Annotated in this window: 24 protein-coding genes; 11 read left to right on the forward strand and 13 right to left on the reverse strand. The window is 52.4% G+C overall.

What is annotated here, in order from left to right; genetic code table 11:
• Positions 1-144: 144 nt before the first annotated feature.
• Positions 145-1,488 carry an NADP-specific glutamate dehydrogenase gene (gene gdhA, locus E0D98_RS11375; protein WP_000373043.1) on the reverse strand — a complete coding sequence of 448 codons (1,344 nt, stop codon included), beginning with the start codon at positions 1,486-1,488 and terminating at the stop codon, positions 145-147.
• 235 nt (positions 1,489-1,723) lie between these two features.
• Here gdhA and E0D98_RS11380 point away from each other — a divergent pair, with 235 nt between their 5' ends.
• Positions 1,724-1,996, forward strand: coding sequence for a YnjH family protein (locus E0D98_RS11380; protein ID WP_000085238.1), 273 nt, complete (start codon positions 1,724-1,726; stop codon positions 1,994-1,996).
• Here E0D98_RS11380 and nudG read toward each other — a convergent pair.
• Positions 1,962-2,369: a CTP pyrophosphohydrolase gene (gene nudG, locus E0D98_RS11385; RefSeq protein WP_000781876.1), complete on the reverse strand. Its 408-nt coding sequence runs from the start codon at positions 2,367-2,369 to the stop codon at positions 1,962-1,964. The two genes, E0D98_RS11380 and nudG, sit on opposite strands and share 35 nt — an antisense overlap.
• Positions 2,370-2,455: 86 nt before the next feature.
• Here nudG and E0D98_RS11390 point away from each other — a divergent pair, with 86 nt between their 5' ends.
• A complete protein-coding gene (locus tag E0D98_RS11390) occupies positions 2,456-3,076 on the forward strand; it encodes a CDP-alcohol phosphatidyltransferase family protein (RefSeq protein WP_001297661.1) in 621 nt (206 codons plus the stop codon).
• A gap of 8 nt (positions 3,077-3,084) precedes the next feature.
• On the opposite strand, the gene ynjE is transcribed toward E0D98_RS11390, so the two are convergent.
• The 9 genes from ynjE to xthA form a co-directional block, all read right to left on the reverse strand.
• Positions 3,085-4,392 carry a thiosulfate sulfurtransferase YnjE gene (gene ynjE, locus E0D98_RS11395; RefSeq protein ID WP_050877020.1) on the reverse strand — a complete coding sequence of 436 codons (1,308 nt, stop codon included), beginning with the start codon at positions 4,390-4,392 and terminating at the stop codon, positions 3,085-3,087.
• A gap of 66 nt (positions 4,393-4,458) precedes the next feature.
• Positions 4,459-5,112: an ATP-binding cassette domain-containing protein gene (locus E0D98_RS11400; RefSeq protein WP_000882826.1), complete on the reverse strand. Its 654-nt coding sequence runs from the start codon at positions 5,110-5,112 to the stop codon at positions 4,459-4,461.
• A complete protein-coding gene (locus E0D98_RS11405; protein ID WP_000224981.1) occupies positions 5,112-6,647 on the reverse strand; it encodes an ABC transporter permease in 1,536 nt (511 codons plus the stop codon). The genes E0D98_RS11400 and E0D98_RS11405 overlap by 1 nt, the downstream gene beginning before the upstream one ends.
• Positions 6,620-7,786: an ABC transporter substrate-binding protein gene (locus tag E0D98_RS11410; protein WP_001215319.1), complete on the reverse strand. Its 1,167-nt coding sequence runs from the start codon at positions 7,784-7,786 to the stop codon at positions 6,620-6,622. The genes E0D98_RS11405 and E0D98_RS11410 overlap by 28 nt, the downstream gene beginning before the upstream one ends.
• A gap of 9 nt (positions 7,787-7,795) precedes the next feature.
• Positions 7,796-8,344, reverse strand: coding sequence for a carboxymuconolactone decarboxylase family protein (locus tag E0D98_RS11415; RefSeq protein ID WP_000524080.1), 549 nt, complete (start codon positions 8,342-8,344; stop codon positions 7,796-7,798).
• Positions 8,344-9,051, reverse strand: a complete 708-nt coding sequence (locus E0D98_RS11420; RefSeq protein ID WP_000975812.1) for a TVP38/TMEM64 family protein — start codon at positions 9,049-9,051, stop codon at positions 8,344-8,346. The genes E0D98_RS11415 and E0D98_RS11420 overlap by 1 nt, the downstream gene beginning before the upstream one ends.
• Positions 9,052-9,065: 14 nt before the next feature.
• Positions 9,066-9,743 (reverse strand): lipoprotein YdjY, encoded by a 678-nt coding sequence (gene ydjY / locus E0D98_RS11425; protein WP_000077941.1) that lies wholly within the window; start codon positions 9,741-9,743, stop codon positions 9,066-9,068.
• 4 nt (positions 9,744-9,747) lie between these two features.
• Positions 9,748-10,458 (reverse strand): TVP38/TMEM64 family protein, encoded by a 711-nt coding sequence (locus tag E0D98_RS11430; protein ID WP_001307236.1) that lies wholly within the window; start codon positions 10,456-10,458, stop codon positions 9,748-9,750.
• Positions 10,459-10,624: 166 nt separating this feature from the next.
• Positions 10,625-11,431, reverse strand: a complete 807-nt coding sequence (xthA, locus tag E0D98_RS11435) for an exodeoxyribonuclease III (RefSeq protein ID WP_000673918.1) — start codon at positions 11,429-11,431, stop codon at positions 10,625-10,627.
• Between the two features lie 445 nt (positions 11,432-11,876).
• Between xthA and astC the strand changes: the two genes are divergently transcribed.
• The 7 genes from astC (at position 11,877) to ves (ending at position 19,497) form a co-directional block, all read left to right on the forward strand.
• Complete coding sequence (gene astC, locus E0D98_RS11440) at positions 11,877-13,097, forward strand: succinylornithine/acetylornithine transaminase (protein WP_000082013.1); 1,221 nt, start codon at positions 11,877-11,879, stop codon at positions 13,095-13,097.
• Positions 13,094-14,128 carry an arginine N-succinyltransferase gene (gene astA, locus E0D98_RS11445; protein WP_000989414.1) on the forward strand — a complete coding sequence of 345 codons (1,035 nt, stop codon included), beginning with the start codon at positions 13,094-13,096 and terminating at the stop codon, positions 14,126-14,128. The genes astC and astA overlap by 4 nt, the downstream gene beginning before the upstream one ends.
• On the forward strand, positions 14,125-15,603 hold the full coding sequence (gene astD / locus E0D98_RS11450) for a succinylglutamate-semialdehyde dehydrogenase (RefSeq protein ID WP_000177243.1): 1,479 nt from the start codon (positions 14,125-14,127) through the stop codon (positions 15,601-15,603). The genes astA and astD overlap by 4 nt, the downstream gene beginning before the upstream one ends.
• Positions 15,600-16,943, forward strand: a complete 1,344-nt coding sequence (gene astB, locus E0D98_RS11455) for an N-succinylarginine dihydrolase (RefSeq protein WP_000995005.1) — start codon at positions 15,600-15,602, stop codon at positions 16,941-16,943. Before astD ends, astB begins: the two co-directional genes overlap by 4 nt.
• The gene (astE, locus tag E0D98_RS11460) at positions 16,936-17,904 is read left to right on the forward strand and encodes a succinylglutamate desuccinylase (protein WP_000368489.1); all 969 of its coding nucleotides are present in this window, start codon (positions 16,936-16,938) and stop codon (positions 17,902-17,904) included. The genes astB and astE overlap by 8 nt, the downstream gene beginning before the upstream one ends.
• Before the next feature lie 329 nt (positions 17,905-18,233).
• Positions 18,234-18,719, forward strand: a complete 486-nt coding sequence (gene spy, locus E0D98_RS11465; RefSeq protein ID WP_001228981.1) for an ATP-independent periplasmic protein-refolding chaperone Spy — start codon at positions 18,234-18,236, stop codon at positions 18,717-18,719.
• 202 nt (positions 18,720-18,921) lie between these two features.
• Complete coding sequence (ves, locus tag E0D98_RS11470; RefSeq protein ID WP_001297807.1) at positions 18,922-19,497, forward strand: environmental stress-induced protein Ves; 576 nt, start codon at positions 18,922-18,924, stop codon at positions 19,495-19,497.
• Here ves and cho read toward each other — a convergent pair.
• Complete coding sequence (cho, locus tag E0D98_RS11475; RefSeq protein ID WP_000252386.1) at positions 19,457-20,344, reverse strand: excinuclease Cho; 888 nt, start codon at positions 20,342-20,344, stop codon at positions 19,457-19,459. The genes ves and cho overlap by 41 nt on opposite strands.
• Before the next feature lie 229 nt (positions 20,345-20,573).
• On the reverse strand, positions 20,574-21,401 hold the full coding sequence (nadE, locus tag E0D98_RS11480) for an ammonia-dependent NAD(+) synthetase (protein WP_000175027.1): 828 nt from the start codon (positions 21,399-21,401) through the stop codon (positions 20,574-20,576).
• Between the two features lie 201 nt (positions 21,402-21,602).
• Between nadE and osmE the strand changes: the two genes are divergently transcribed.
• Complete coding sequence (gene osmE, locus E0D98_RS11485) at positions 21,603-21,941, forward strand: osmotically-inducible lipoprotein OsmE (protein WP_001039044.1); 339 nt, start codon at positions 21,603-21,605, stop codon at positions 21,939-21,941.
• A 298-nt stretch (positions 21,942-22,239) separates the two neighbouring features.
• The coding region (chbB, locus tag E0D98_RS11495) for a PTS N,N'-diacetylchitobiose transporter subunit IIB (protein WP_107208822.1) at positions 22,240-22,523 on the forward strand (284 nt) is incomplete at its 3' end.

Here is a 22,523-nt window from a genome sequence, read left to right on the forward strand (position 1 = left end):
CCGCTGCATAAATCTACGCAACAGGTTAGAACCCAAGGCCCGATACGGCATGCGGACTGCAGGCAGAGAAAACTGGCCGATTTTCTCTGCACTGGAGGGATAATACAAGGCCTGATAAGCGTAGCGCCATCAGGCATTTACAACTTAAATCACACCCTGCGCCAGCATCGCATCGGCAACCTTCACAAAACCGGCAATGTTCGCGCCCTGCACGTAGTTGGTTTGCTCACCTTCACCACCATGCTCAACACAGGCATGGTGGATATCCAGCATGATGTGATGCAAACGTGCGTCAACTTTCTCGGCTTTCCAGCCCAGGCGCGCAGCGTTTTGCGCCATTTCAAGGCCTGACGTTGCTACACCGCCAGCATTAGCCGCTTTACCCGGTGCAAACAGTACGCCTGCCTGCTGGAACAGTTCAGTCGCTTCGATGGTGGTCGGCATATTTGCCCCTTCGGCGACGGCTTTAACGCCATTGGCGATAAGCTGATGCGCGGCGTCAACATCCAGTTCGTTCTGGGTGGCGCAAGGCAGGGCGATATCAACCGGTACAGACCACGGCTGTTGGCCTTCGAGATAGACCAGACCAAATTCTTTGGCGTAATCTGCCACTCGACCATCGCGGCTGGCTTTGATTTCGATAAGACGTGCCAGTTTCTCTTTCGTGAATCCGCTTTCATCAACTACAGTGCCGCTGGAGTCTGACGCAGTGATCACACGAGCACCAAATTCCATCGCTTTTTCGATAGCGTACTGGGCGACGTTGCCGGAGCCAGAAACGGAAACGCGCATCCCTTCAAAACCCATACCGTGGCGTTTTAGCATTGCTTCTGTGAAATAAACCAGACCGTAGCCGGTAGCTTCCGGGCGAATAAGACTGCCGCCAAATGAAAGGCCCTTACCGGTGAAGACGCAGGCGGTATTGTTGGAGAGCTTTTTCATCATCCCCGCCATAAAGCCGACTTCACGACCACCAACCCCGATATCACCTGCCGGAACGTCGGTATCCGCGCCCAGGTGGCGATACAGTTCAGTCATCAGCGCCTGGCAAAAACGCATCACTTCACCTTCGCTTTTTCCTTTCGGATCGAAATCGCTGCCGCCTTTACCACCGCCCATCGGCAGGGTAGTCAGGGCATTTTTGAAGGTTTGTTCGAAGCCGAGGAATTTGAGAATGGAGAGGTTAACTGACGGATGGAAGCGCATACCGCCTTTGTACGGGCCGATGGCAGAGCTGAACTGCACACGCCATGCACGGTTGACCTGTACCTGATTGCGATCATCAACCCATACCACGCGAAACTGGATCACGCGCTCCGGTTCAACCAGACGCTCCAGTAATGACATCTGGCGATATTTTGGATTTTGTTCAAGAAAAGGCCAGAGTGTGGTCATTACTTCACGAACGGCTTGCGCGAACTCGGTTTGATTCGGGTCGCGCTTTTGGACATGGTTGAGGAATGACTCCAGAGAATATGTCTGATCCATAGATATAAAACCCTTATATATTAATACGATTGTGCTTATGTTGTTTATGTCATGTGCTTTTGCAGTTTTCGACTATACCATCAAGAATGTGACGGTAAGCAAGAAAAAAATGACCCAGGAAAGCAAATTAATAACGAGAGTAATCTCATAACCAAATGCGATAACTCAGACGCTAAAGTTTTGCCACCCGGCTACCGTTATCAGTAGCAGAGACAATAACGTTAAGGAGTTCCCTGTGAGTCGAGCATTGTTCGCCGTAGTATTAGCATTTCCATTAATTGCACTGGCTAACCCGCATTATCGTCCGGACGTGGAGGTAAACGTACCGCCAGAAGTGTTCAGTTCAGGCGGGCAGTCAGCGCAGCCCTGTACTCAGTGCTGCGTTTATCAGGATCAAAATTATTCTGAAGGGGCGGTAATTAAAGCCGAAGGAATACTGCTGCAATGCCAGCGGGATGACAAAACCCTTAGCACTAATCCGCTGCTCTGGCGGCGCGTAAAGCCATAAACGCCTCTAATAGTGGAATGTCAGCAGGGGCCAGCGGATATTGCAGCGCCTCTTCAGGTGAGCACCAGACCAGCGCCTGATGTTCATGTGCCTGTAACGTCCCGTGGAAGTCGGGTACGTGCCAGGCATGAAGATGGATAATCCGGCCCGAAACTTCTCGCTGATGGCTGGCAACATACTCACCCACAGTTGCTTCGATGCCCAATTCTTCGTTTAACTCACGCACCAGTGCCTGCTGCTGGCTTTCATCCAGCTCGACTTTACCACCGGCAAACTCCCATAATCCCGCCTGATCGCTCTGGGCGGGGCGTTGCGCGAGTAAAATTTTGCCATCACGTTCAATGATGGCGGCAACAACTTCAATCATTTTCATAAATTACACACGGGCAGATAAGCGAAAAATGCCATAATATCCGCACTGTTGCTCAATCAGAAAGGCTTTATATTTAAGGAGTGCCTGTGCTAGACCGCCATCTTCATCCCCGGATTAAACCGTTGTTGCATCAGTGCGTGCGGGTTCTTGATAAACCGGGCATTACGCCAGATGGTTTAACATTAGTGGGATTTGCCATCGGCGTGCTGGCTCTGCCGTTTCTGGCGCTGGGCTGGTATCTGGCGGCGCTAGTCGTCATTTTGTTGAACAGGCTGCTTGATGGTCTGGACGGTGCGCTGGCGCGGCGCAGAGAGCTTACCGACGCGGGCGGCTTTCTTGATATTTCTCTCGATTTTCTCTTTTACGCGCTGGTGCCGTTTGGCTTTATTCTTGCTGCACCGGAGCAAAATGCGCTGGCAGGCGGCTGGCTGCTGTTTGCGTTTATCGGCACAGGCAGCAGTTTTCTCGCTTTTGCTGCGCTGGCGGCGAAACATCAGATTGATAATCCCGGTTATGCGCATAAATCGTTTTATTATCTGGGCGGGTTAACCGAAGGCACAGAAACGATCTTACTGTTTGTGCTGGGATGTTTATTCCCTGCATGGTTTGCGTGGTTTGCGTGGATCTTCGGTGCGTTGTGCTGGATGACGACCTTTACGCGGGTGTGGAGTGGGTATCTGACGCTGAAGTCGCACCAGCGTCAGTAATTGCAATGTTATTTGCTACTGTCCGGGCCGCGTTCACCGGTTGCTACCGGATTTTTTGGATCGCTGCTCCATTCGTACCAGCCGCCGTCATACACGGAAACATTCTTCCAACCCATGGCGCGTGCGTACATAAAGGTTTCGGACGCGCGCCAGCCGGTGCCGCAGTAGAATGAAACTTGCTGCTCTGGTTTGATATTCCACGCTTTCCACATAGCGGTAATATCATCGGCGCTGCGCATGGTGCCATCCGGGTTATGAAAATCTTCCATATGCGTCGAGTCGCTACCAGCGTGTCCCCAACGTGCTCCGGCTATTTCACCTTTTGGTTTAATATAGCTGTAACCGCTGGTCGTACCGATAAATTCTGGCCACGAACGAATGCTCACCAGCGATGCATCCTGGCGATGCAGCAGTCCACGGGCCTGTTCCATATCGAGCATCAACTGCGGTTGTGCCGGGATCTTCACGCCGAAATCCGGTTCCGCTTTCACTTTCGGTGGCGTTCCTCGCTCAACAGGCAGTCCCGCGTCGGACCAGGTTTGCCAGCCGCCATCCAGCAGACGCACATCTTTCACGCCTGCGTAGAGCATAATTTGCGCCACACGCGCTCCAGCGTATACGTCACGCCCGTACAGAATGACCGTGGTGTCATGGCGAATGCCGTGTTTTGCCAGCATCGCTTTTAGTTGTTCATCAGAAACTTTGTTCCACAGCGATTCGCTTTCCACTTCGTTGGTATCGATGTAGTCAGCACCGGGAATATGGCTGATAAGGTAAAGCTTAGGAGCGCCCCAGGCCGCTTCAATGACTTTCCAGTCACCGGCAGGTTTCGCCGTAACCTCTTTACCTTGTTGCAGGTCGTGCAGCCATTGCGGATAAACCAGCTGCTCAAAGTGCGGCAGTTTTTGTAGACGGGAAGGTTCGCTTAGCGCGTCACTCAGAATGGAGATATGCGTAAAACCTGCTTTTTGCAGTCGCGTTTTGACGGCGTCGACATCTTTGTCATTACCGTACAGCGCCACCGGGGCATCGGCTTTCAGGTTATGTTGCTTGATCCACGCGTTGAGCTGTTCGGTGCTCATTTTGTCGAGCCAGCTGGCAGAGAGGTTTAAGGCGGCAGGTTCATGACCAGAAGGGCCATTTAAGGTTTGTGGCCAGCCGTTATAAAACGCGCTGGGGCGAGTATCTATCGCTTTGCCATTTTGTTGTTGAAGCTGGTCAAGTGTAAGAGGCTTCGCCAGTTCAGCGGCCCACGAAGAAGCGCAAGCCAGCCCTAAAGCCATTGCCAGCGCGGTCATTTGAGAAACACGTTTCATCGAAAATCCCGACATTGTAGTTTTGAGTGCGCCATTCTGAACTGACGCATTGAGAAAAACTTTGCGTTATCGCAGTTTGTTGTAATTTTCTGACCACTGCTCCATATCCAGAACAGAACTATCAGCAGGAACATCCTGGAGATCGTGCGTTACCTGAACGACGGGGATCGCCAGTTCGCGAACTTCGCTGAACACCCACTGGCGAAAATTATCGCGCAGAGCCACATCAAGACGGCTGAATGGCTCATCCAGGAGTAACGCTTTTGGCTGAGCGAGAAGGGCGCGCAGCAGGGCCACCCGCGCTCGCTGACCGCCTGATAATGTCGCAGGGTCCTGGTGATAAGTTTCAGCCAGTCCCGCTCGATCAAGCGCGTCTTTCACGGCATTGCGCCTGGCAGTCCCCTTGAGCGTCGACGGTAGCGCCAGCAGTAAATTTTGCCCGACGCTGAACTGGTCAAATAACAGTGCATCCTGGAAAAGAATGCCAATCTGACGCTGTGCGGTGGGTAGCATGTCAATCCGTTGCTCATTGAGCCATAGCTCACCTGTACAAGAAAACTGTCCAGCCAGTGCACCAATCATCCATGAAAACAGAGTGGATTTTCCACAGCCAGACGGCCCCATTAACGTGACAATGTCACCTTTATCCACCGTAAAGTTAACGTTTGTCAGCAAGCGGCTTTCTGGTAAACGTAGCGAAACATTTTTCACGCAGAGCATTAGCGGAGTCCTTGTCTGACATAACCTACCCATTTTGCGACTAACGCGGTCAGGGCAAAAATAATAAGCGGTAATAGCAGTTGCCATAAAGCCTGGGCGGCGAAAATACCATTGCTGCCGCCGCTGCTTAATGCCACCGCCTCAGTGGTGAGCGTCGGAAAACGCCCCGCGCCCAGCCACAGCGTCGGCATATACTGCGCAATACTGACTGAAAATCCCACCGCGAAGGCAATCAGCGTAGGGCGTAGCATAAGCGGACATTTCACGTAAAAGAAGATTTTGGCCCGCGACCAGCTCAGTGTTTGCGCAATCAAAATTAACCGTGAATCAATGCGCTGCCAGGCGGGTTGCAGGATAAACAGCATCCACGGCATTACCCACAGCAGATGCCCCCAGACCACCGCCGTCCAGCTTCCATCCAGGTTCAGCCATAGCGCCAGCGTGTACTGGCCCGCCACCAGTGGCAGAGCGGGCAATAGAATGGGCAACCAGAGCCACAACTGGCGACGCTGTGGCCCCCATTCCAGCCACAGCAGTAACAGGAGCAAAGCGATGAATGTCGCCACCAGCCCCATTGTCAGGCTGTTGATGAGTGCTTCACTATTGATCGTCGACTGATCCGCGAGGATCGCCAGCAGAACCACACACAGCACACCGGTTAAGGGTAAAAAACTCGCCAGCGTAGTGCCTGGTAATAAAGGTGTGGCAGGCTTGCGAATGCCATCTACGCGGGGAATAGTGCGCCGCCAGCTGCGCCATAGCAGATAGCTCAGCAAAACGTAGGCGGCGAGTAACAGCATCAGCAGCAGACTGGCGAGTGCGCCTTTCGTTTGTTGATCCGCGTCGCCCTGAGTTAACCACTGCCAGCTAATTACTGCCAGCGTCGGTGGATTACCTGGCCCAAGAATAATCGCCACATCCACGACCGAAAGCGACCAGGCAACAATCGCCAGCATCGCCATTGCCAGCGAAGGCGCGACGGAGGGCAACAGCAGCCAGTTCAGGCATTGCCAGCGGCTGTAGCCCAGCGAATCCAGCACAATGACCTGCTGCAACAGCCGTTTTTCGCTCAATACTGCCGCTAAGATCCACAGCAGAAATGCGCTTTCTTTCACTGCAAGGGTGAGGCCCAGCCCAATACCCAATTTGTCCATTAGCGGAGTGAAATACGGGAAATAGTCATAAAGCAGCCCTCCGTCAGCAAAGAGCAGAAGGGCGCTGGTGGCAAAAGCCACATGGGGAATGGCGAGCAGCCACGGCAGACGGGCACACATACGCTGCCATTTCGGCCAAGGCCACAGCGCCACAATCACCAGCAGGGCAATCAACAACGCCCCGACCGCCGCGATGGTTGTCGACACCAGCGTTGCCAGTAATGCCTGCGGTAACTGTGGATCGGCAAATAACGCCTGCCAGTGTGTCAACGACAAAGCAGGCGATATCAGCGTGAGAGCTGCCGGGATCAGTGGTGCATAAATCACCGCCACCATCGCCCACAGCAAAAAGATTAATGCGTACCGTAACGGTGTAGCCATTCTTGTTCCAGCGCATTTACCCAACCTGCGTGCGGTTCAGCCAGTACCGGCGGCAGATCTTGCGGCATTCTTGATTGCAATGTTTCGCGCTGCCCATCAGGCAGTTTTTGCGGATCGAGAACAGAAGGATCGCCCCAGACAGCGGGATCCGCTTTACGCAGTTGCGCATTGGGTGAGAGCAGGAAGTTGGCAACCACCTTCGCCGCAGCACTGGCATTTGCGTTAGCAGGAATGGTGACGAAATGCACGTTGCCAATCATCCCCTGGTTAAAACCAAAACTGTAACTGCTTGCAGGCAAATCGCCGCTGGCGATTTTTTGCTGGGCATGAGCAGGGTTAAAGGTCAGCGACAGGCGCAATGTGCCGGCTTTCAGCAGAGCATCCATCCGCGCGGGCGAAGGCGGGAAATCCTTTCCTTTGCGCCATAAATAGGGATGTAGCGCGTCAAGATATTGCCACAAGGGCGCAGTGACGCGGGCGAAAGTGGCTTTATCCGGGGCAACTTTTAACGCGGCGGGATCGGGCGTCAGCATAATCAGCAACTGTTCAAGAAACGCCGTGCCGGTAAAGTCCGGTGGGCGCGGATAGGTAACCGTGCCGGGATTGGCTTTAGCAAACTCCAGTAAGGCTTGCGGCGTTTGTGGTGGCTGTGGCGTAACATCGCGGCGGGCGATAAACGTCAGTTGTGCGCCGCCCCAGGGCGATTCAGCCCCTTCTGTAGGCACTGAAAAATCTTCCCGCACCGGCAGCTGTGTGTCGACATAGCGCCAGTTGGGCAGAGTCTCCGCCCAGCCCGTTTGTAATAAATTGGCCTCTTTTAAGGTGCGGAAGTTTTCGCCGTTCACCCAGAGCAGATCCACCGAGCCGCCCGTTTTACGTCCGGCAGCAGCTTCGGTCTGAATGCGCTTCACCGCGTCTGCGGCATCCGCCAGACGAACAATCTTCAGGTTTATAGCGTAATGGGTTTTCATCTCGCCGCTAACCCAGTCGAGATAGCGGTTAATTGCGGTATCGCCGCCCCAGGCGTTAAACCAGACGGTTTGCCCTTTGGCCTCATTTTTAATTTCCTGCCAGTCACTGGCATGTGTTGCCAGAGAAAACAGCGATAACAATCCCAGCAACCACCCACAATGGCGCATCTTCTCTCCTTAAGAACGTTTTTCCGGAATACGGCACAGCCCCTGAGCGGGAATGTCCATGGCAGAATTAAAACGAGCCGACAGGTTTTGCAGGCCGATCAATGCCGTCAGTTCGGTGAGCGCCTGAGCGTCAAAATGCGCAGCCAGTCGGGTGCGCAGGGCATCATCGACCGTTGGCGGCGTTACGCTTGCGGCTTCGGCGTACTCCAGCGCCAGCCGTTCTTCATCGCTGAAGAGCGGGCTTTGCCGCCAGTCAGCCACTGCCAGCAGTTTATCGGTGCTGCCGGTACGCTCGGCGACTTTCATACTGGTGATATCCACGCAAAACTCACACAGGCACATTTGCGCAATGCGCGCGCTGACAAGCGATCGCACTACCGGATCGAGCGGTGAGCGTTTGCGCTCCAGCCACCCAACAAACATTGACACCAAATAAAAGATAAACGGGATCCGCCCCCACCAGCGAATCGGGCTTAGCACCTCGCCGTAATGGCGACGATGCAGCCACGCCTGCGGACGTAAAATGAAAGGAATTTTGCTAAGCGGCGGTAAACCCATCAGGCATTCCTCTTCTGGCGCTCAAGCCATATTTTCTTCGCCATAAAAATCACCACGGTCAGGGCAAACAGAATAAACAGTCCGGTGACAAACCAGAAAGTACCGCCTGTTAACATGCTGCCCGCCCAGGAATAAACAATAGTCGCCGGTAATTGACCAAGCCCGGTGGCGATAAAAAACGAGCGAAAACGTATTGAAGTCAGACCGGCAGCATAGCTGATTGGATCGAAAGGGACAAAAGGCAATAACCGACAGACCAGGATGGTGTGTTTGCCGTAGCGAGTGAAAAAGCCGTCCATACTGTCAAGCACGGTTTTGCCGGTTAATTTTTCCACCACTTCGCGGCCCATCACTCTGGCGATAAAAAAGCACAGCGCCGCGCCGGCCATCGAACTGGTCCACGACAGCAAGCCGCCCCAGAACGCGCCAAACAGCGACGCATTGGCAAAGGTGATCAAAAACGCAGGTAGCGGTGCAGCAATGGCCTGTAAAATCATCAACAAGAACGAGACAACTGCCGCCAGTGCGCCGTAAGACTGAATAAAGCGTTCTATACCCTGTTGGTCCACGGCGGCAAACGCCGCAACGCTGCGATTGATAAACTCATGGACGCCGGGAAGCAGCGCCCATGCGAGCAGCATAGCGAACAACAGGATGATGAGGGTTATACGGTAGTACCAGATTTTACGCGATTGTATCTTCATCATCCTTTATCCTGGCTTTATTCGGTGATTTTAAAGGTAACCGTTGCCAGCGTGTTATCCGCCGGGAGAACTGAGGCATTGCCTTTGAATTTCACTTCGCCGCGTTTTTCCACCGCACCATAAGTGTATGTTGCATTGCTGACGATGCCGACCGGGCAGCTATCCAGACACACCAGGCAACCCGTTTTCTTCTCTTCTGCTGCCGTTAAATTACCGCCAAAGCGCATGTCCAGTTTCTTGCCATTACTGTCAACAATCACTTCATCGAAGGAATACGCTTTTGCCGCCCCTTGCCAGTTGACCGAAATATCCAGTTTGCTGCCTGTGACATGAGTCGTTTCTTTATTATCCATCGTCATGTTTTCGCCCGGCGTACCACCTGCCTCTTTCAGGGCTTCATAAAATGCTTTCGGGGTCGCATAAGCCATAAACAGCGATTTATGTCCGTTGGAGCCATCTTTAAACACAATACCGTGACGAGTGTCGTCGGTGAGGAAACGACCATTAATTTGCACCAGCATGGTTACCGTATGGTTATTGGCATCGACGCGCAGCGGTTGGCTGTTCGAAAGTCCGTCGTATTCCACTTTTGCCGCCGCATTCTCTTTTTGATCGCAGCCGCTAAGCCCGGCAACAGCCAGTAAGCAGAGTGCAGCCAGTCCTTTTTTCCATGACACTGAATAATGTTGCGACATCGTTCTATCCTTCATTTTTTGGGTGAGTAAGTGGGCTGCGGCGCGAAGCAGACAGATCCACATGTTTGTGTCGGGCGTAGAGTTTTGCGAGCTGGACGAGAATAAACAGCGCCAGGCCCGCCAGACAGAGTTGTAAAATAAAGCGCAGCGTAATGCCTTCATTGGCGAGATCGCTTGCCATCACGGTATAAATAACAATACCGGGCAGGGTCGTGAGTGCCGAAATAAGGGTATAAGGCCAGAAGGCGATGGTGGTTAATCCGTAAGCGTAATTTTGAATATTGTAAGGAAACAACGGGATTAAGCGGGTCAGAATAAGAAAATCAATACCGTTACGCGCAATGCCTTTTTCAATGGCCTGGAAGGTATGGCTATGGCCCACGTATTTCAGCAGTAAATCACGTCCCAGCCAGCGCGCCAGCAGGAATGAGCTCGAGGAGGCCAGCGTTGCGGCAATTAATGAGAGTAGTGTCCCTAAGAGCGGGCCAAAAACTATTCCTCCAGCGATCACCAGTATGCTTCCTGGTAACAGAAAGAGGGTGGCAATGATGAATAACAGAATATAGAGGCTATAACCGAACAATCCGCTCTGGCGAATGAGTGTCTGTAAGTGGGGTAAATCGGTGAGCAGATCGAATAAACCGAAAGCGTGGATAGCGTAAATGACCAGCGCAAAAATAAGACAGGCAAACAGAAAGTTACGCTCAGCGTTCATCGTGGAGTTTCCTATATCAAACTTGATAATAGAGAAGTGGTCAGACAACTAAAAACGCAGTGACGGTATAACAAAGGACGGCAGGCAACAAATCATTACTGACAGTTTGTTGATTTTTCTCAAGGTTAATTCTCCTGACCCAGTTTGAGCCAGGAGAGCTGCTAAATTAGCGGCGGAAGGTCGCCCAGACGGGGGCGTGATCGGACGGTTTTTCCATGCTGCGAATTTCATAGTCGATGCCGGTTTCTACGCAACATTCTGCCAGCGGTTGGCTGGCGAGCAGCAGGTCGATGCGCAGACCACGGTTATCGTCAAAACCTTTTGAGCGGTAATCAAACCATGAGAAACGATCTGCTGTTTGCGGATTAGCATGGCGGAAGGTATCGACCAACCCCCAGCTCATCAGCCTGTCCATCCATTCGCGCTCTTCCGGCAGGAAAGAGCATTTACCGGTACGCAGCCAGCGCTTACGGTTTTCTTCGCCAATGCCGATATCCAGATCTGTAGGGCTGATATTCATATCGCCCATAATCAGTACCGGATTATCACGTTTGAGTTCGGTTTCCAGGTAGTTTTGCAGATTCTGATAAAACTGCGCTTTTGCCGGGAATTTTATCGGATGGTCGCGGCTTTCACCCTGCGGGAAGTAACCGTTGATCACGGTGACATTACCCAGCAGTGAGGGGATTTCCGCCATAATAATCCGCCGCTGCGCCTCTTCGTCGTCACCGGGAAAGCCGCGACGCACGGCAATCGGCGTCTCTTTGGTCAGCAGCGCCACGCCATAATGGCCTTTCTGCCCGTGATAAAACACGTTGTAGCCGAGCTTCGCCACCTCTTCGAGCGGAAACATATCGTCATGAACTTTTGTCTCCTGCAGGCCAATCACATCCGGTTGGTGCTTTTCGACGATGGCTTCAAGCTGGTGAGGTCTGGCGCGCAGGCCGTTGATATTAAAAGAGACAAATTTCATAGTCGCTGCCATTTATTCAGATAAAGAGTGCGTGGATGGTAGCAGAATTTCGCGTTGCTTACCGCCTGTTGTTAAGTGATTTGATCGATGGTTGTTAATGATGTCAACGATGGCGCAAAAAATGCCCGCTTTTGGTGCGCGCTGCGTCAGAATGGCGCAGTAATTTCCAGTAAATTTCGTCAATGATCACAATTCCAGAATTATATTTTACTTCTGCATAACATTGCGTTTTTTATTCTTTTTATTCACCCACATCGCAAACGTATTCACTTTATATGCGCTTTAAATGCATATGGTTTGGTTATAACTCCTTGATTTCCAGTTAGCCTCCGCCGTTTATGCACTTTTATCACTGGCTGGCACGAACCCTGCAATCTACATTTACAGCGCAAACATCACTTATTGTTAACATATAAATAACGAATTATTTACTGTAGAGGTCGCTATGTCTCAGCCAATTACGCGTGAAAACTTTGATGAATGGATGATACCTGTTTACGCTCCGGCACCCTTTATACCGGTACGTGGCGAAGGTTCGCGCTTGTGGGATCAGCAGGGGAAAGAGTATATCGACTTCGCGGGTGGCATTGCGGTGAACGCGCTGGGCCATGCGCATCCGGAACTGCGTGAAGCGCTGAACGAACAGGCGAGTAAGTTCTGGCATACCGGCAACGGTTACACCAACGAGCCGGTACTGCGACTGGCGAAAAAATTGATCGGCGCCACGTTTGCCGATCGCGTCTTCTTTTGTAACTCCGGTGCGGAAGCCAACGAAGCGGCGCTAAAACTGGCGCGTAAATTCGCTCACGACCGCTACGGCAGCCATAAGAGCGGCATCGTGGCGTTCAAAAATGCGTTTCATGGTCGCACGCTGTTTACTGTCAGTGCGGGTGGGCAGCCAGCCTATTCACAGGATTTTGCGCCACTGCCGGCGGATATTCGTCATGCTGCATATAACGATATTAACTCTGCCAGCGCGCTGATTGACGACTCTACCTGTGCGGTGATTGTCGAACCCATCCAGGGGGAAGGCGGTGTGGTGCCAGCCAGCAACGCGTTTTTACAAGGTCTGCGTGAATTGTGTAACCGCCACAATGCGCTGTTGATTTTTGATGAAGTACAAACCGGCGTCGGGCGCACCGGGGAACTGTATGCCTATATGCACTACGGCGTGACGCCTGATCTGTTAACTACCGCCAAAGCGCTGGGCGGCGGTTTCCCGGTCGGTGCGTTGTTGGCAACCGAAGAGTGCGCCCGCGTGATGACCGTTGGCACTCATGGCACCACCTATGGCGGTAATCCGCTGGCCTCGGCGGTGGCAGGCAAAGTGCTGGAGCTCATCAACACACCAGAGATGCTTAATGGCGTTAAACAGCGTCACGACTGGTTTGTTGAGCGTCTTAATACTATTAATCACCGCTATGGTTTGTTCAGTGAAGTTCGCGGCTTAGGTTTGCTGATTGGCTGTGTACTGAATGCCGATTACGCCGGGCAAGCGAAACAGATCTCTCAGGAAGCGGCGAAAGCAGGCGTGATGGTACTGATTGCGGGTGGCAACGTGGTGCGTTTTGCGCCTGCGCTCAATGTCAGCGAAGAAGAGGTGACGACCGGACTGGATCGCTTTGCAGCTGCTTGCGAACACTTTGTTAGCCGAGGTTCATCATGATGGTCATCCGTCCCGTTGAGCGATCAGATGTCTCGGCGCTGATGCAGCTTGCCAGCAAAACGGGCGGCGGCCTGACGTCGCTTCCCGCCAATGAAGCCACGCTTTCGGCGCGTATCGAAAGGGCAATCAAAACCTGGCAAGGCGAACTGCCCAAAAGTGAGCAGGGCTATGTGTTCGTGCTGGAAGATAGCGAGACAGGCACCGTGGCGGGGATTTGTGCCATTGAGGTGGCGGTTGGGCTGAACGATCCCTGGTACAACTATCGCGTCGGCACGTTGGTTCACGCCTCAAAAGAGCTGAATGTCTATAACGCATTGCCGACGCTGTTTCTCAGTAACGATCACACCGGCAGCAGCGAGCTGTGCACGCTGTTTCTCGACCCGGACTGGCGCAAAGAGGGCAACGGCTATTTGCTGTCGAAATCGCGCTTTATGTTTATGGCGGCTTTTCGCGACAAGTTTAATGACAAAGTGGTTGCTGAAATGCGCGGGGTGATTGACGAACACGGCTATTCACCGTTCTGGCAAAGCCTCGGTAAACGCTTCTTTTCGATGGATTTTAGCCGCGCCGATTTTCTCTGCGGCACCGGGCAAAAGGCATTTATTGCAGAACTGATGCCGAAACATCCGATCTATACCCACTTTTTATCCCAGGAAGCCCAGGACGTCATCGGTCAGGTACATCCGCAAACCGCGCCTGCCCGCGCGGTGCTGGAGAAAGAAGGTTTTCGTTACCGCAACTATATCGACATCTTCGACGGCGGGCCAACGCTTGAGTGTGACATCGACCGCGTGCGCGCCATTCGTAAAAGTCGGCTGGTGGAAGTGGCAGAAGGGCAGCCTGCGCAGGGCGATTTTCCGGCCTGCCTGGTCGCCAATGAAAATTATCACCATTTCCGCGTGGTGCTGGCGCGTACCGATCCGGCAACCGAGCGTTTGATTTTAACCGCCGCACAACTGGATGCCCTCAAATGCCACGCAGGGGATCGCGTTCGTCTGGTGCGCCTGTGCGCAGAGGAGAAAACAGCATGACTTTATGGATTAACGGTGACTGGATAACGGGCCAGGGCGCATCGCGTGTGAAGCGTAATCCGGTATCGGGCGAGGTGTTATGGCAAGGCAATGATGCCGATGCCGCTCAGGTCGGGCAGGCTTGTCGCGCAGCCCGTGCGGCGTTTCCGCGCTGGGCGCGGCTCTCATTGGCTGAACGTCAGGTCGTTGTCGAACGCTTTGCCGGATTGCTGGAAAGGAATAAAGGCGAATTAACCGCGATTATTGCCAGAGAAACGGGTAAGCCGCGCTGGGAAGCGGCAACCGAAGTGACGGCGATGATCAATAAAATCGCGATATCAATTAAGGCGTATCACGTTCGTACCGGCGAGCAGCGTAGTGAAATGCCGGACGGTGCGGCGAGCCTGCGACATCGCCCGCACGGCGTGCTGGCGGTGTTTGGGCCGTATAATTTCCCTGGTCATTTGCCGAACGGACATATCGTTCCGGCATTGCTGGCAGGTAACACCATTATCTTTAAACCCAGCGAACTGACACCGTGGAGTGGCGAAGCGGTAATGCGTTTATGGCAGCAGGCTGGCTTGCCGCCGGGCGTACTTAACCTGGTGCAGGGCGGGCGTGAAACGGGTCAGGCGCTGAGTGCGCTGGAGGATCTCGACGGTTTGCTGTTTACCGGTAGCGCCAATACCGGCTACCAGCTGCATCGCCAGCTCTCCGGTCAGCCGGAGAAAATTCTCGCCCTTGAGATGGGCGGTAATAATCCGCTAATTATCGATGAGGTGGCGGATATCGACGCGGCTGTCCATCTGACCATTCAGTCGGCGTTTGTCACAGCCGGGCAACGCTGCACCTGCGCCCGCCGTTTATTGCTCAAAAGCGGAGCGCAGGGCGATGCGTTTCTTGCTCGTCTGGTTGCCGTCAGCCAGCGATTAACGCCGGGCAACTGGGATGACGAACCGCAGCCGTTTATTGGCGGGCTGATTTCTGAACAGGCCGCACAGCAGGTGGTTACTGCCTGGCAGCAACTGGAAGCGATGGGCGGACGAACCCTGCTTGCGCCGCGCTTATTACAATCAGAGACATCGTTGCTGACGCCGGGGATCATTGAAATGACAGGCGTTGCTGGCGTACCAGATGAAGAGGTGTTCGGACCGTTATTGCGCGTCTGGCGTTATGATTCTTTCGAGGAAGCGATTCTAATGGCGAATAACACTCGCTTCGGACTCTCTTGCGGTCTGGTTTCCCCCGAGCGGGAAAAATTCGATCAACTGTTGCTGGAGGCGCGGGCGGGGATTGTTAACTGGAACAAACCGCTTACTGGTGCTGCCAGTACCGCGCCATTCGGCGGCATTGGTGCATCCGGTAACCATCGCCCCAGCGCCTGGTATGCCGCAGATTACTGCGCATGGCCTATGGCGAGCCTGGAGTCGGACTCGTTAACTTTGCCCGCAACGCTTAACCCCGGGCTGGATTTTTCCGATGAGGTGGTGCGATGAACGCCTGGGAAGTTAATTTCGACGGGCTGGTAGGGCTGACGCATCATTACGCTGGCCTGTCGTTTGGTAATGAAGCCTCTACCCGTCACCGTTTTCAGGTGTCTAACCCGCGACAGGCGGCAAAACAGGGCTTACTGAAAATGAAAGCCCTTGCCGATGCGGGATTCCCCCAGGCCGTGATCCCGCCGCACGAGCGTCCGTTTATTCCGGTGCTGCGTCAGTTGGGATTCAGTGGTAGCGATGAGCAGGTACTGGAAAAAGTTGCACGCCAGGCACCGCACTGGCTTTCCAGCGTCAGTTCCGCTTCGCCAATGTGGGTAGCCAATGCGGCAACGATCGCGCCATCTGCCGATACGCTGGATGGCAAAGTGCATCTCACCGTTGCCAACCTGAACAATAAATTTCACCGCTCGCTGGAAGCGCACGTCACCGAATCACTTTTAAAAGCGATTTTTAACGACGAAGAGAAATTTAGCGTTCATTCGGCGTTGCCGCAGGTAGCGTTGCTCGGTGATGAGGGGGCGGCAAACCACAATCGTCTCGGCGGTCATTACGGTGAGCCGGGTATGCAACTTTTTGTCTACGGGCGAGAAGAAGGCAATGATACCCGGCCTTCCCGTTATCCGGCGCGACAGACTCGCGAAGCCAGCGAGGCGGTGGCAAGGCTGAATCAGGTGAATCCCCAACAGGTGATTTTCGCCCAGCAAAACCCGGACGTTATCGACCAGGGCGTTTTTCATAATGACGTGATTGCCGTGAGTAACCGCCAGGTGCTGTTTTGCCACCAACAGGCGTTCGCTCGCCAGTCACAGTTACTGGCAAACCTGCGTGCGCGGGTGAACGGTTTTATGGCGATAGAAGTTCCGGCAACTCAGGTTTCCGTGTCGGATGCGGTGTCTACCTATCTGTTTAACAGCCAACTGTTGAGCCGCGATGATGGTTCCATGATGTTGGTGCTGCCTCAGGAGTGTCGGGAACACGCCGGAGTATGGGGTTATCTCAATGAACTCCTTGCCGCTGACAACCCGATTAGCGAACTAAAAGTCTTTGATTTACGTGAAAGCATGGCGAATGGCGGCGGCCCGGCGTGCCTGCGGTTGCGGGTGGTATTGACAGAAGAAGAACGCCGGGCGGTGAATCCGGCGGTGATGATGAACGATACGCTGTTTAATGCGCTCAATGACTGGGTGGATCGTTACTACCGCGATCGCCTTACTGCTGCCGATCTGGCCGACCCGCAATTGCTGCGCGAAGGGCGGGAAGCACTGGATGTATTGAGCCAATTACTGAATCTCGGTTCGGTTTATCCGTTCCAGCGCGAGGGAGGGGGCAATGGATAATTTTCTTGCTCTGACCTTAACGGGTAAAAAACCGGTTATCACCGAGCGAGAAATCAACGGCGTTCGCTGGCGCTGGCTGGGCGATGGTGTGCTGGAACTGACGCCATTAACGCCACCGCAAGGCGCACTGGTGATTTCAGCGGGAATACACGGTAATGAGACGGCACCTGTGGAGATGCTGGACGCGTTGCTTGGCGCGATATCTCACGGCGAGATCCCGTTACGTTGGCGGTTGCTGGTGATCCTCGGGAATCCTCCTGCGCTGAAGCAAGGGAAACGTTATTGCCATAGCGATATGAATCGAATGTTTGGCGGTCGTTGGCAGCTATTTGCTGAAAGCGGAGAAACCTGTCGGGCGCGCGAACTGGAACAGTGCCTGGAAGATTTTTATGACCTGGGCAAAGAATCTGTGCGCTGGCACCTTGATCTACATACCGCAATTCGTGGCTCCTTGCATCCGCAGTTCGGTGTATTACCGCAACGCGACATTCCCTGGGACGAGAAATTTCTGACGTGGCTGGGTGCGGCGGGGCTGGAGGCGCTGGTGTTCCATAAGGAACCTGGTGGTACGTTTACCCATTTCAGCGCCAGACATTTTGGCGCGCTGGCCTGTACGCTGGAACTTGGCAAAGCGTTGCCCTTTGGGCAAAACGATCTTCGCCAGTTTGCAGTAACTGCCAGCGCAATTGCTGCGCTGCTATCTGGTGAGAGTGTCGGTATCGTGAGAACACCGCCGCTCCGTTATCGGGTGGTTTCGCAAATTACTCGCCACTCGCCGTCCTTCGAAATGCATATGGCAAGTGACACGCTGAATTTTATGCCGTTTGAGAAAGGAACATTGCTGGCGCAGGACGGAGAGGAACGTTTTACCGTAACCCATGATGTAGAGTATGTGTTATTCCCTAATCCGTTGGTAGCGTTGGGATTACGCGCGGGATTAATGCTCGAAAAAATAAGCTAATACTTACCCGCAGAAATCATTCTGCGGGTATTAAGTTGCTTTCTTATAAATTAATACAGATTAATCCTGGTTATTTGCTTTATTTATCACCAGTCATCCGGTATAGTTCTTCATAATCTCTGCAAAATCATCGTGTTGTATTATTCTCTCATCACTCTCCATCAAATTTTCTTTTTTTCTCCATAATTGGCGCAAAAGTGTTTTTTACACTTTCATTGTTTTACCGTTGCTCTGATTAATTGACGCTAAAGTCAGTAAAGTTAATCTCGTCAACACGGCACGCTACTTAAGAAAGCCGTAATAAATAACTGAAAGGAAGGATATAGAATATGCGTAAATTAACTGCACTGTTTGTTGCCTCTACCCTGGCTCTTGGCGCGGCTAACCTGGCCCATGCCGCAGACACCACTACCGCAGCACCGGCTGACGCGAAGCCGATGATGCACCACAAAGGCAAGTTCGGTCCGCATCAGGACATGATGTTCAAAGACCTGAACCTGACCGACGCGCAGAAACAGCAGATCCGCGAAATCATGAAAGGCCAGCGTGACCAGATGAAACGTCCGCCGCTGGAAGAACGCCGCGCAATGCATGACATCATTGCCAGCGATACCTTCGATAAAGCAAAAGCTGAAGCGCAGATCGCAAAAATGGAAGAACAGCGCAAAGCTAACATGCTGGCGCACATGGAAACCCAGAACAAAATTTACAACATCCTGACGCCGGAACAGAAAAAGCAATTTAATGCTAATTTTGAGAAGCGTCTGACAGAACGTCCAGCGGCAAAAGGTAAAATGCCTGCAACTGCTGAATAATCTTTCAGCCAAAAAACTTAAGACCGCCGGTCTTGTCCACTACCTTGCAGTAATGCGGTGGACAGGATCGGCGGTTTTCTTTTCTCTTCTCAAACAGTTGTAAAAAAAGCCTGATCACCACTAACGTAAATCACCCGAGTTGCCGATAACCATCCACGGTTACCTGAACGATAACAATGAAAAGAACGGGCCGGGAGCGAGTATGGAATACTTTGATATGCGTAAAATGTCGGTGAATCTGTGGCGAAATGCTGCCGGTGAAACGCGCGAAATTTGCACTTTCCCACCGGCAAAACGTGATTTTTACTGGCGTGCCAGCATTGCATCCATCGCGGCGAATGGGGAGTTTTCTTTGTTTCCCGGCATGGAAAGGATAGTGACGTTGCTGGAAGGCGGCGAGATGCTCCTTGAAAGCGCAGACCGCTTTAACCATACCTTAAAACCGTTACAGCCTTTTGCCTTTGCAGCGGACCAGGTGGTAAAAGCGAAACTGACGGCAGGGCAGATGTCGATGGATTTCAACATCATGACACGCCTGGATGTCTGTAAGGCGAAAGTCAGAATTGCCGAACGTACGTTTACTACCTTTGGCTCACGCGGCGGGGTGGTGTTTGTGATTAACGGGGCGTGGCAACTGGGCGATAAATTGCTCACTACCGACCAGGGCGCGTGCTGGTTCGATGGCAGGCACACCCTGCGGCTTTTACAACCGCAAGGTAAACTGTTGTTCAGTGAAATCAACTGGCTCGCTGGTCATTCGCCGGATCAAGTTCAGTAATTTCATAGTTACCGGAAAGCAGCGGCTTACAAAGAATTTTATAACCGTCGTGATCAAACCCGGCGGGTGTCCGAATTAACGTTGTCGCGTCTTCCAGCGAATTAACCGCCCCCAGCCACAGCCAGTTTTGAATAATATGATATTGAGTCATTTCCGGGTGCTGTTCTTTCAGCGCCACCGCCCCTTGCCAAGGCCAACACACCACCCGCAAACGCTCCAGAGACTGGCGCAAGCGTAGCGCATGTTCCTCATGGCTCTCTTTACCGCAGCATGCTCCGGCGCAACGTTTTAGCGCTGAACGAAAACATGCACGACCGCGACTTAACGGTTCCAGTCCCAGCAGGCCATAACAAAGTTTTTGTTCATCAGCGATGCTCTGCAATGCTTGCAAAGCTGCGCGCCTATTGGCAAACAGGCCAAACAGGTTGGGGGCTCGTGAAAAATCCACCTCTTTGGCATACACCACATCGACGCGCTTTTCATTTAATTGTAGGGCACAGAGCTGGCGATTGCGGCGCAACCGTTTATTAAACAGCGGCTGTTGTTCTTTGATTAATCGCGCTTCAAGGAGCAGAGCGCCGATTTCGCCTGCGGTGCAGATCCAGCTAATTCGCCGGGATTGCCGTAGCATGGCGGCTTCATCCGGGGTGCGTAAATGAGAAAGCACCCGACTGCGGATATTAACGCTTTTGCCGATATAGAGCGGCATGGTGTCACTTTCGCCATGAAACAGATACACCCCTGGTCGGGTGGGTAAGTCATTAAGGAATGAACGTAAATGTTCGGGATATTCATAAATTGCCGCAGCTTCAAATTCGAGCCGCGGAGAAGTTAAACGCCGTACCACTGTTGACTCCGAATGCTGGTTATCTATCCAGTGTAACAGGCGGGAAGCGATTAAAAAAGAGGCGGGTCGATGACAAAGGTTACACCGTCTGACGTGCTACGCCTGTCAGGCCTATTCGACTCCTGCAATATATTGAATTTGCATAGTTTTGTAGGTCGAATAAGGCGTTCACGCCGCATCCGGCGTGAACAAATTACTCTTTTTCGCACAAACCATTATGTGCAAATTATTACTTTTTCCAGAAATCATCGAAAACGGTAATTGGCGGACGGCGTTTATGTTCGGTTTTCAGATACCAGTTCTCTATTGTTCTGGCGACCTGTTCAGGTACGTTTTTCCCTTCCAGATAGTCGTCGATATTGTCATAGGTCACGCCGAGTGCCACTTCATCTGGCAGAGAAGGGCGATCATCTTCCAGATCGGCCGTTGGCGCTTTCTTATAAAGGTGTTCCGGGCAACCTAATGCCGCCAGTAACTGTTTACCCTGACGTTTGTTGAGACGATACAGCGGATTAATGTCTGTACCGCCGTCACCATATTTAGTGAAGAATCCGGTAATGGCTTCTGCTGCATGATCGGTGCCCACCACGACACCGCTGGTCATACCCGCAATGCTATATTGTGCTTTCATCCGCTCACGCGCTTTTTCATTGCCACGGACAAAATCGCTCAGTTCAATGCCTGCTTCCCGCAATGCCTGTTCGCTGGCCAATACCGCGCCCTTGATATTAACGGTTAATACGCGATCCGGTTGAATAAAGGCAATGGCATCCTGGCAATCTTGTTCGTCGGCCTGAACACCATAGGGCAGGCGTACGGCAATAAATTGCAGTGATTCGTTGCCGGTTTCCAGGCGCAGCTCATTAATCGCCATCTGGCACAGCTTTCCGGCAAGCGTGGAGTCCTGACCGCCGCTGATCCCGAGCACCAGTGATTTAATGAACGGATAAGTTTGCAGGTAGCTTTTCAGAAAATCGACACTACGACGAATTTCCTCTTCAGCATTAATCTGCGGTTTTGCGCCCAGCGCCTTTATTATTTGTTGTTGCAATGTCATTGAACCCCTCCAGACAGAAAAGACAAAACTTCCTTAAAGCTAACCCGTTGCTACTGAAACGACAAGCGACAGCGGGCTGAATGGTGGTTAAAACGTCATACAGGAATCCTCTGAAAGCGGAGCCGTTTCGTTCACGGGCTTGAAAAAGCGCCCAATGTATTCCAGGCTTATCTAACACGCTGATAAACAAGAGGACGGAATATGAACAAGAATATGGCAGGAATTCTGAGTGCAGCGGCGGTATTAACCATGCTGGCGGGTTGTACGGCTTATGATCGTACCAAAGACCAGTTTGTACAGCCTGTGGTGAAAGACGTCAAAAAAGGCATGAGCCGGGCGCAGGTTGCACAAATTGCGGGTAAACCTTCGTCTGAAGTGAGCATGATCCATGCTCGCGGTACTTGCCAGACCTACATCCTGGGTCAACGTGATGGTAAAGCAGAAACCTACTTTGTCGCGTTAGATGATACCGGACATGTCATCAACTCCGGTTATCAGACCTGTGCTGAATACGACACTGATCCACAGGCTGCGAAGTAATCAATTCGTCTGAAAGCTTGAGTAACAACGGAAACCGGCCATTGCGCCGGTTTTTTTTGGCCTGAGTTCTTAATTATCTTCGCGAATTATTTGCCCGAAATGTGAAGAGGGTCATAACCACAGGTCAAGGAGAAACAATTTATAAGGTCAAAGAAATACTATTGCTCAGGTCTATACCGTATACTCCTTTCAGCCACAAAAAAAGTCATGTTGGTTTCGCAAGTTACCCAGAGCATGGAAGCAGGTTAAGGCTTGCGGAGTGTCTGGCTGACAGATAATCGTCGATGAGGGCAGTTTTATGGAAAAGAAACACATTTATCTGTTTTGTTCTGCGGGCATGTCTACCTCTTTACTGGTATCAAAAATGCGCGCACAGGCAGAAAAATATGAAGTTCCGGTCATTATTGAAGCATTTCCGGAAACACTGGCTGGTGAAAAAGGTCAGAATGCCGATGTCGTGTTATTAGGGCCGCAGATTGCTTATATGTTGCCCGAAATCCAGCGTTTGTTACCCAACAAACCGGTTGAAGTAATTGACTCGCTGCTTTATGGCAAAGTCGATGGTTTAGGCGTGCTTAAGGC

The organism is Escherichia sp. KCJ4928 (assembly GCF_004352695.1).
GTDB lineage: Bacteria > Pseudomonadota > Gammaproteobacteria > Enterobacterales > Enterobacteriaceae > ECMA0423.

Coding starts and splice junctions, on each gene's coding strand:
- astE (WP_000368489.1), top strand. CDS start 16,936: ATGGATAATTTTCTTGCTCTGACCTTAACGGGTAAAAAACCGGTTATC.
- E0D98_RS11400 (WP_000882826.1), bottom strand. CDS start 5,112: ATGCTCTGCGTGAAAAATGTTTCGCTACGTTTACCAGAAAGCCGCTTG.
- ynjE (WP_050877020.1), bottom strand. CDS start 4,392: ATGAAACGTGTTTCTCAAATGACCGCGCTGGCAATGGCTTTAGGGCTG.
- osmE (WP_001039044.1), top strand. CDS start 21,603: ATGAACAAGAATATGGCAGGAATTCTGAGTGCAGCGGCGGTATTAACC.
- E0D98_RS11405 (WP_000224981.1), bottom strand. CDS start 6,647: ATGGCTACACCGTTACGGTACGCATTAATCTTTTTGCTGTGGGCGATG.
- E0D98_RS11430 (WP_001307236.1), bottom strand. CDS start 10,458: ATGAACGCTGAGCGTAACTTTCTGTTTGCCTGTCTTATTTTTGCGCTG.
- ves (WP_001297807.1), top strand. CDS start 18,922: ATGGAATACTTTGATATGCGTAAAATGTCGGTGAATCTGTGGCGAAAT.
- E0D98_RS11415 (WP_000524080.1), bottom strand. CDS start 8,344: ATGGGTTTACCGCCGCTTAGCAAAATTCCTTTCATTTTACGTCCGCAG.
- gdhA (WP_000373043.1), bottom strand. CDS start 1,488: ATGGATCAGACATATTCTCTGGAGTCATTCCTCAACCATGTCCAAAAG.
- astD (WP_000177243.1), top strand. CDS start 14,125: ATGACTTTATGGATTAACGGTGACTGGATAACGGGCCAGGGCGCATCG.
- astB (WP_000995005.1), top strand. CDS start 15,600: ATGAACGCCTGGGAAGTTAATTTCGACGGGCTGGTAGGGCTGACGCAT.
- spy (WP_001228981.1), top strand. CDS start 18,234: ATGCGTAAATTAACTGCACTGTTTGTTGCCTCTACCCTGGCTCTTGGC.
- nadE (WP_000175027.1), bottom strand. CDS start 21,401: ATGACATTGCAACAACAAATAATAAAGGCGCTGGGCGCAAAACCGCAG.
- ydjY (WP_000077941.1), bottom strand. CDS start 9,743: ATGTCGCAACATTATTCAGTGTCATGGAAAAAAGGACTGGCTGCACTC.
- nudG (WP_000781876.1), bottom strand. CDS start 2,369: ATGAAAATGATTGAAGTTGTTGCCGCCATCATTGAACGTGATGGCAAA.
- astA (WP_000989414.1), top strand. CDS start 13,094: ATGATGGTCATCCGTCCCGTTGAGCGATCAGATGTCTCGGCGCTGATG.
- E0D98_RS11420 (WP_000975812.1), bottom strand. CDS start 9,051: ATGATGAAGATACAATCGCGTAAAATCTGGTACTACCGTATAACCCTC.
- astC (WP_000082013.1), top strand. CDS start 11,877: ATGTCTCAGCCAATTACGCGTGAAAACTTTGATGAATGGATGATACCT.
- E0D98_RS11410 (WP_001215319.1), bottom strand. CDS start 7,786: ATGCGCCATTGTGGGTGGTTGCTGGGATTGTTATCGCTGTTTTCTCTG.
- xthA (WP_000673918.1), bottom strand. CDS start 11,431: ATGAAATTTGTCTCTTTTAATATCAACGGCCTGCGCGCCAGACCTCAC.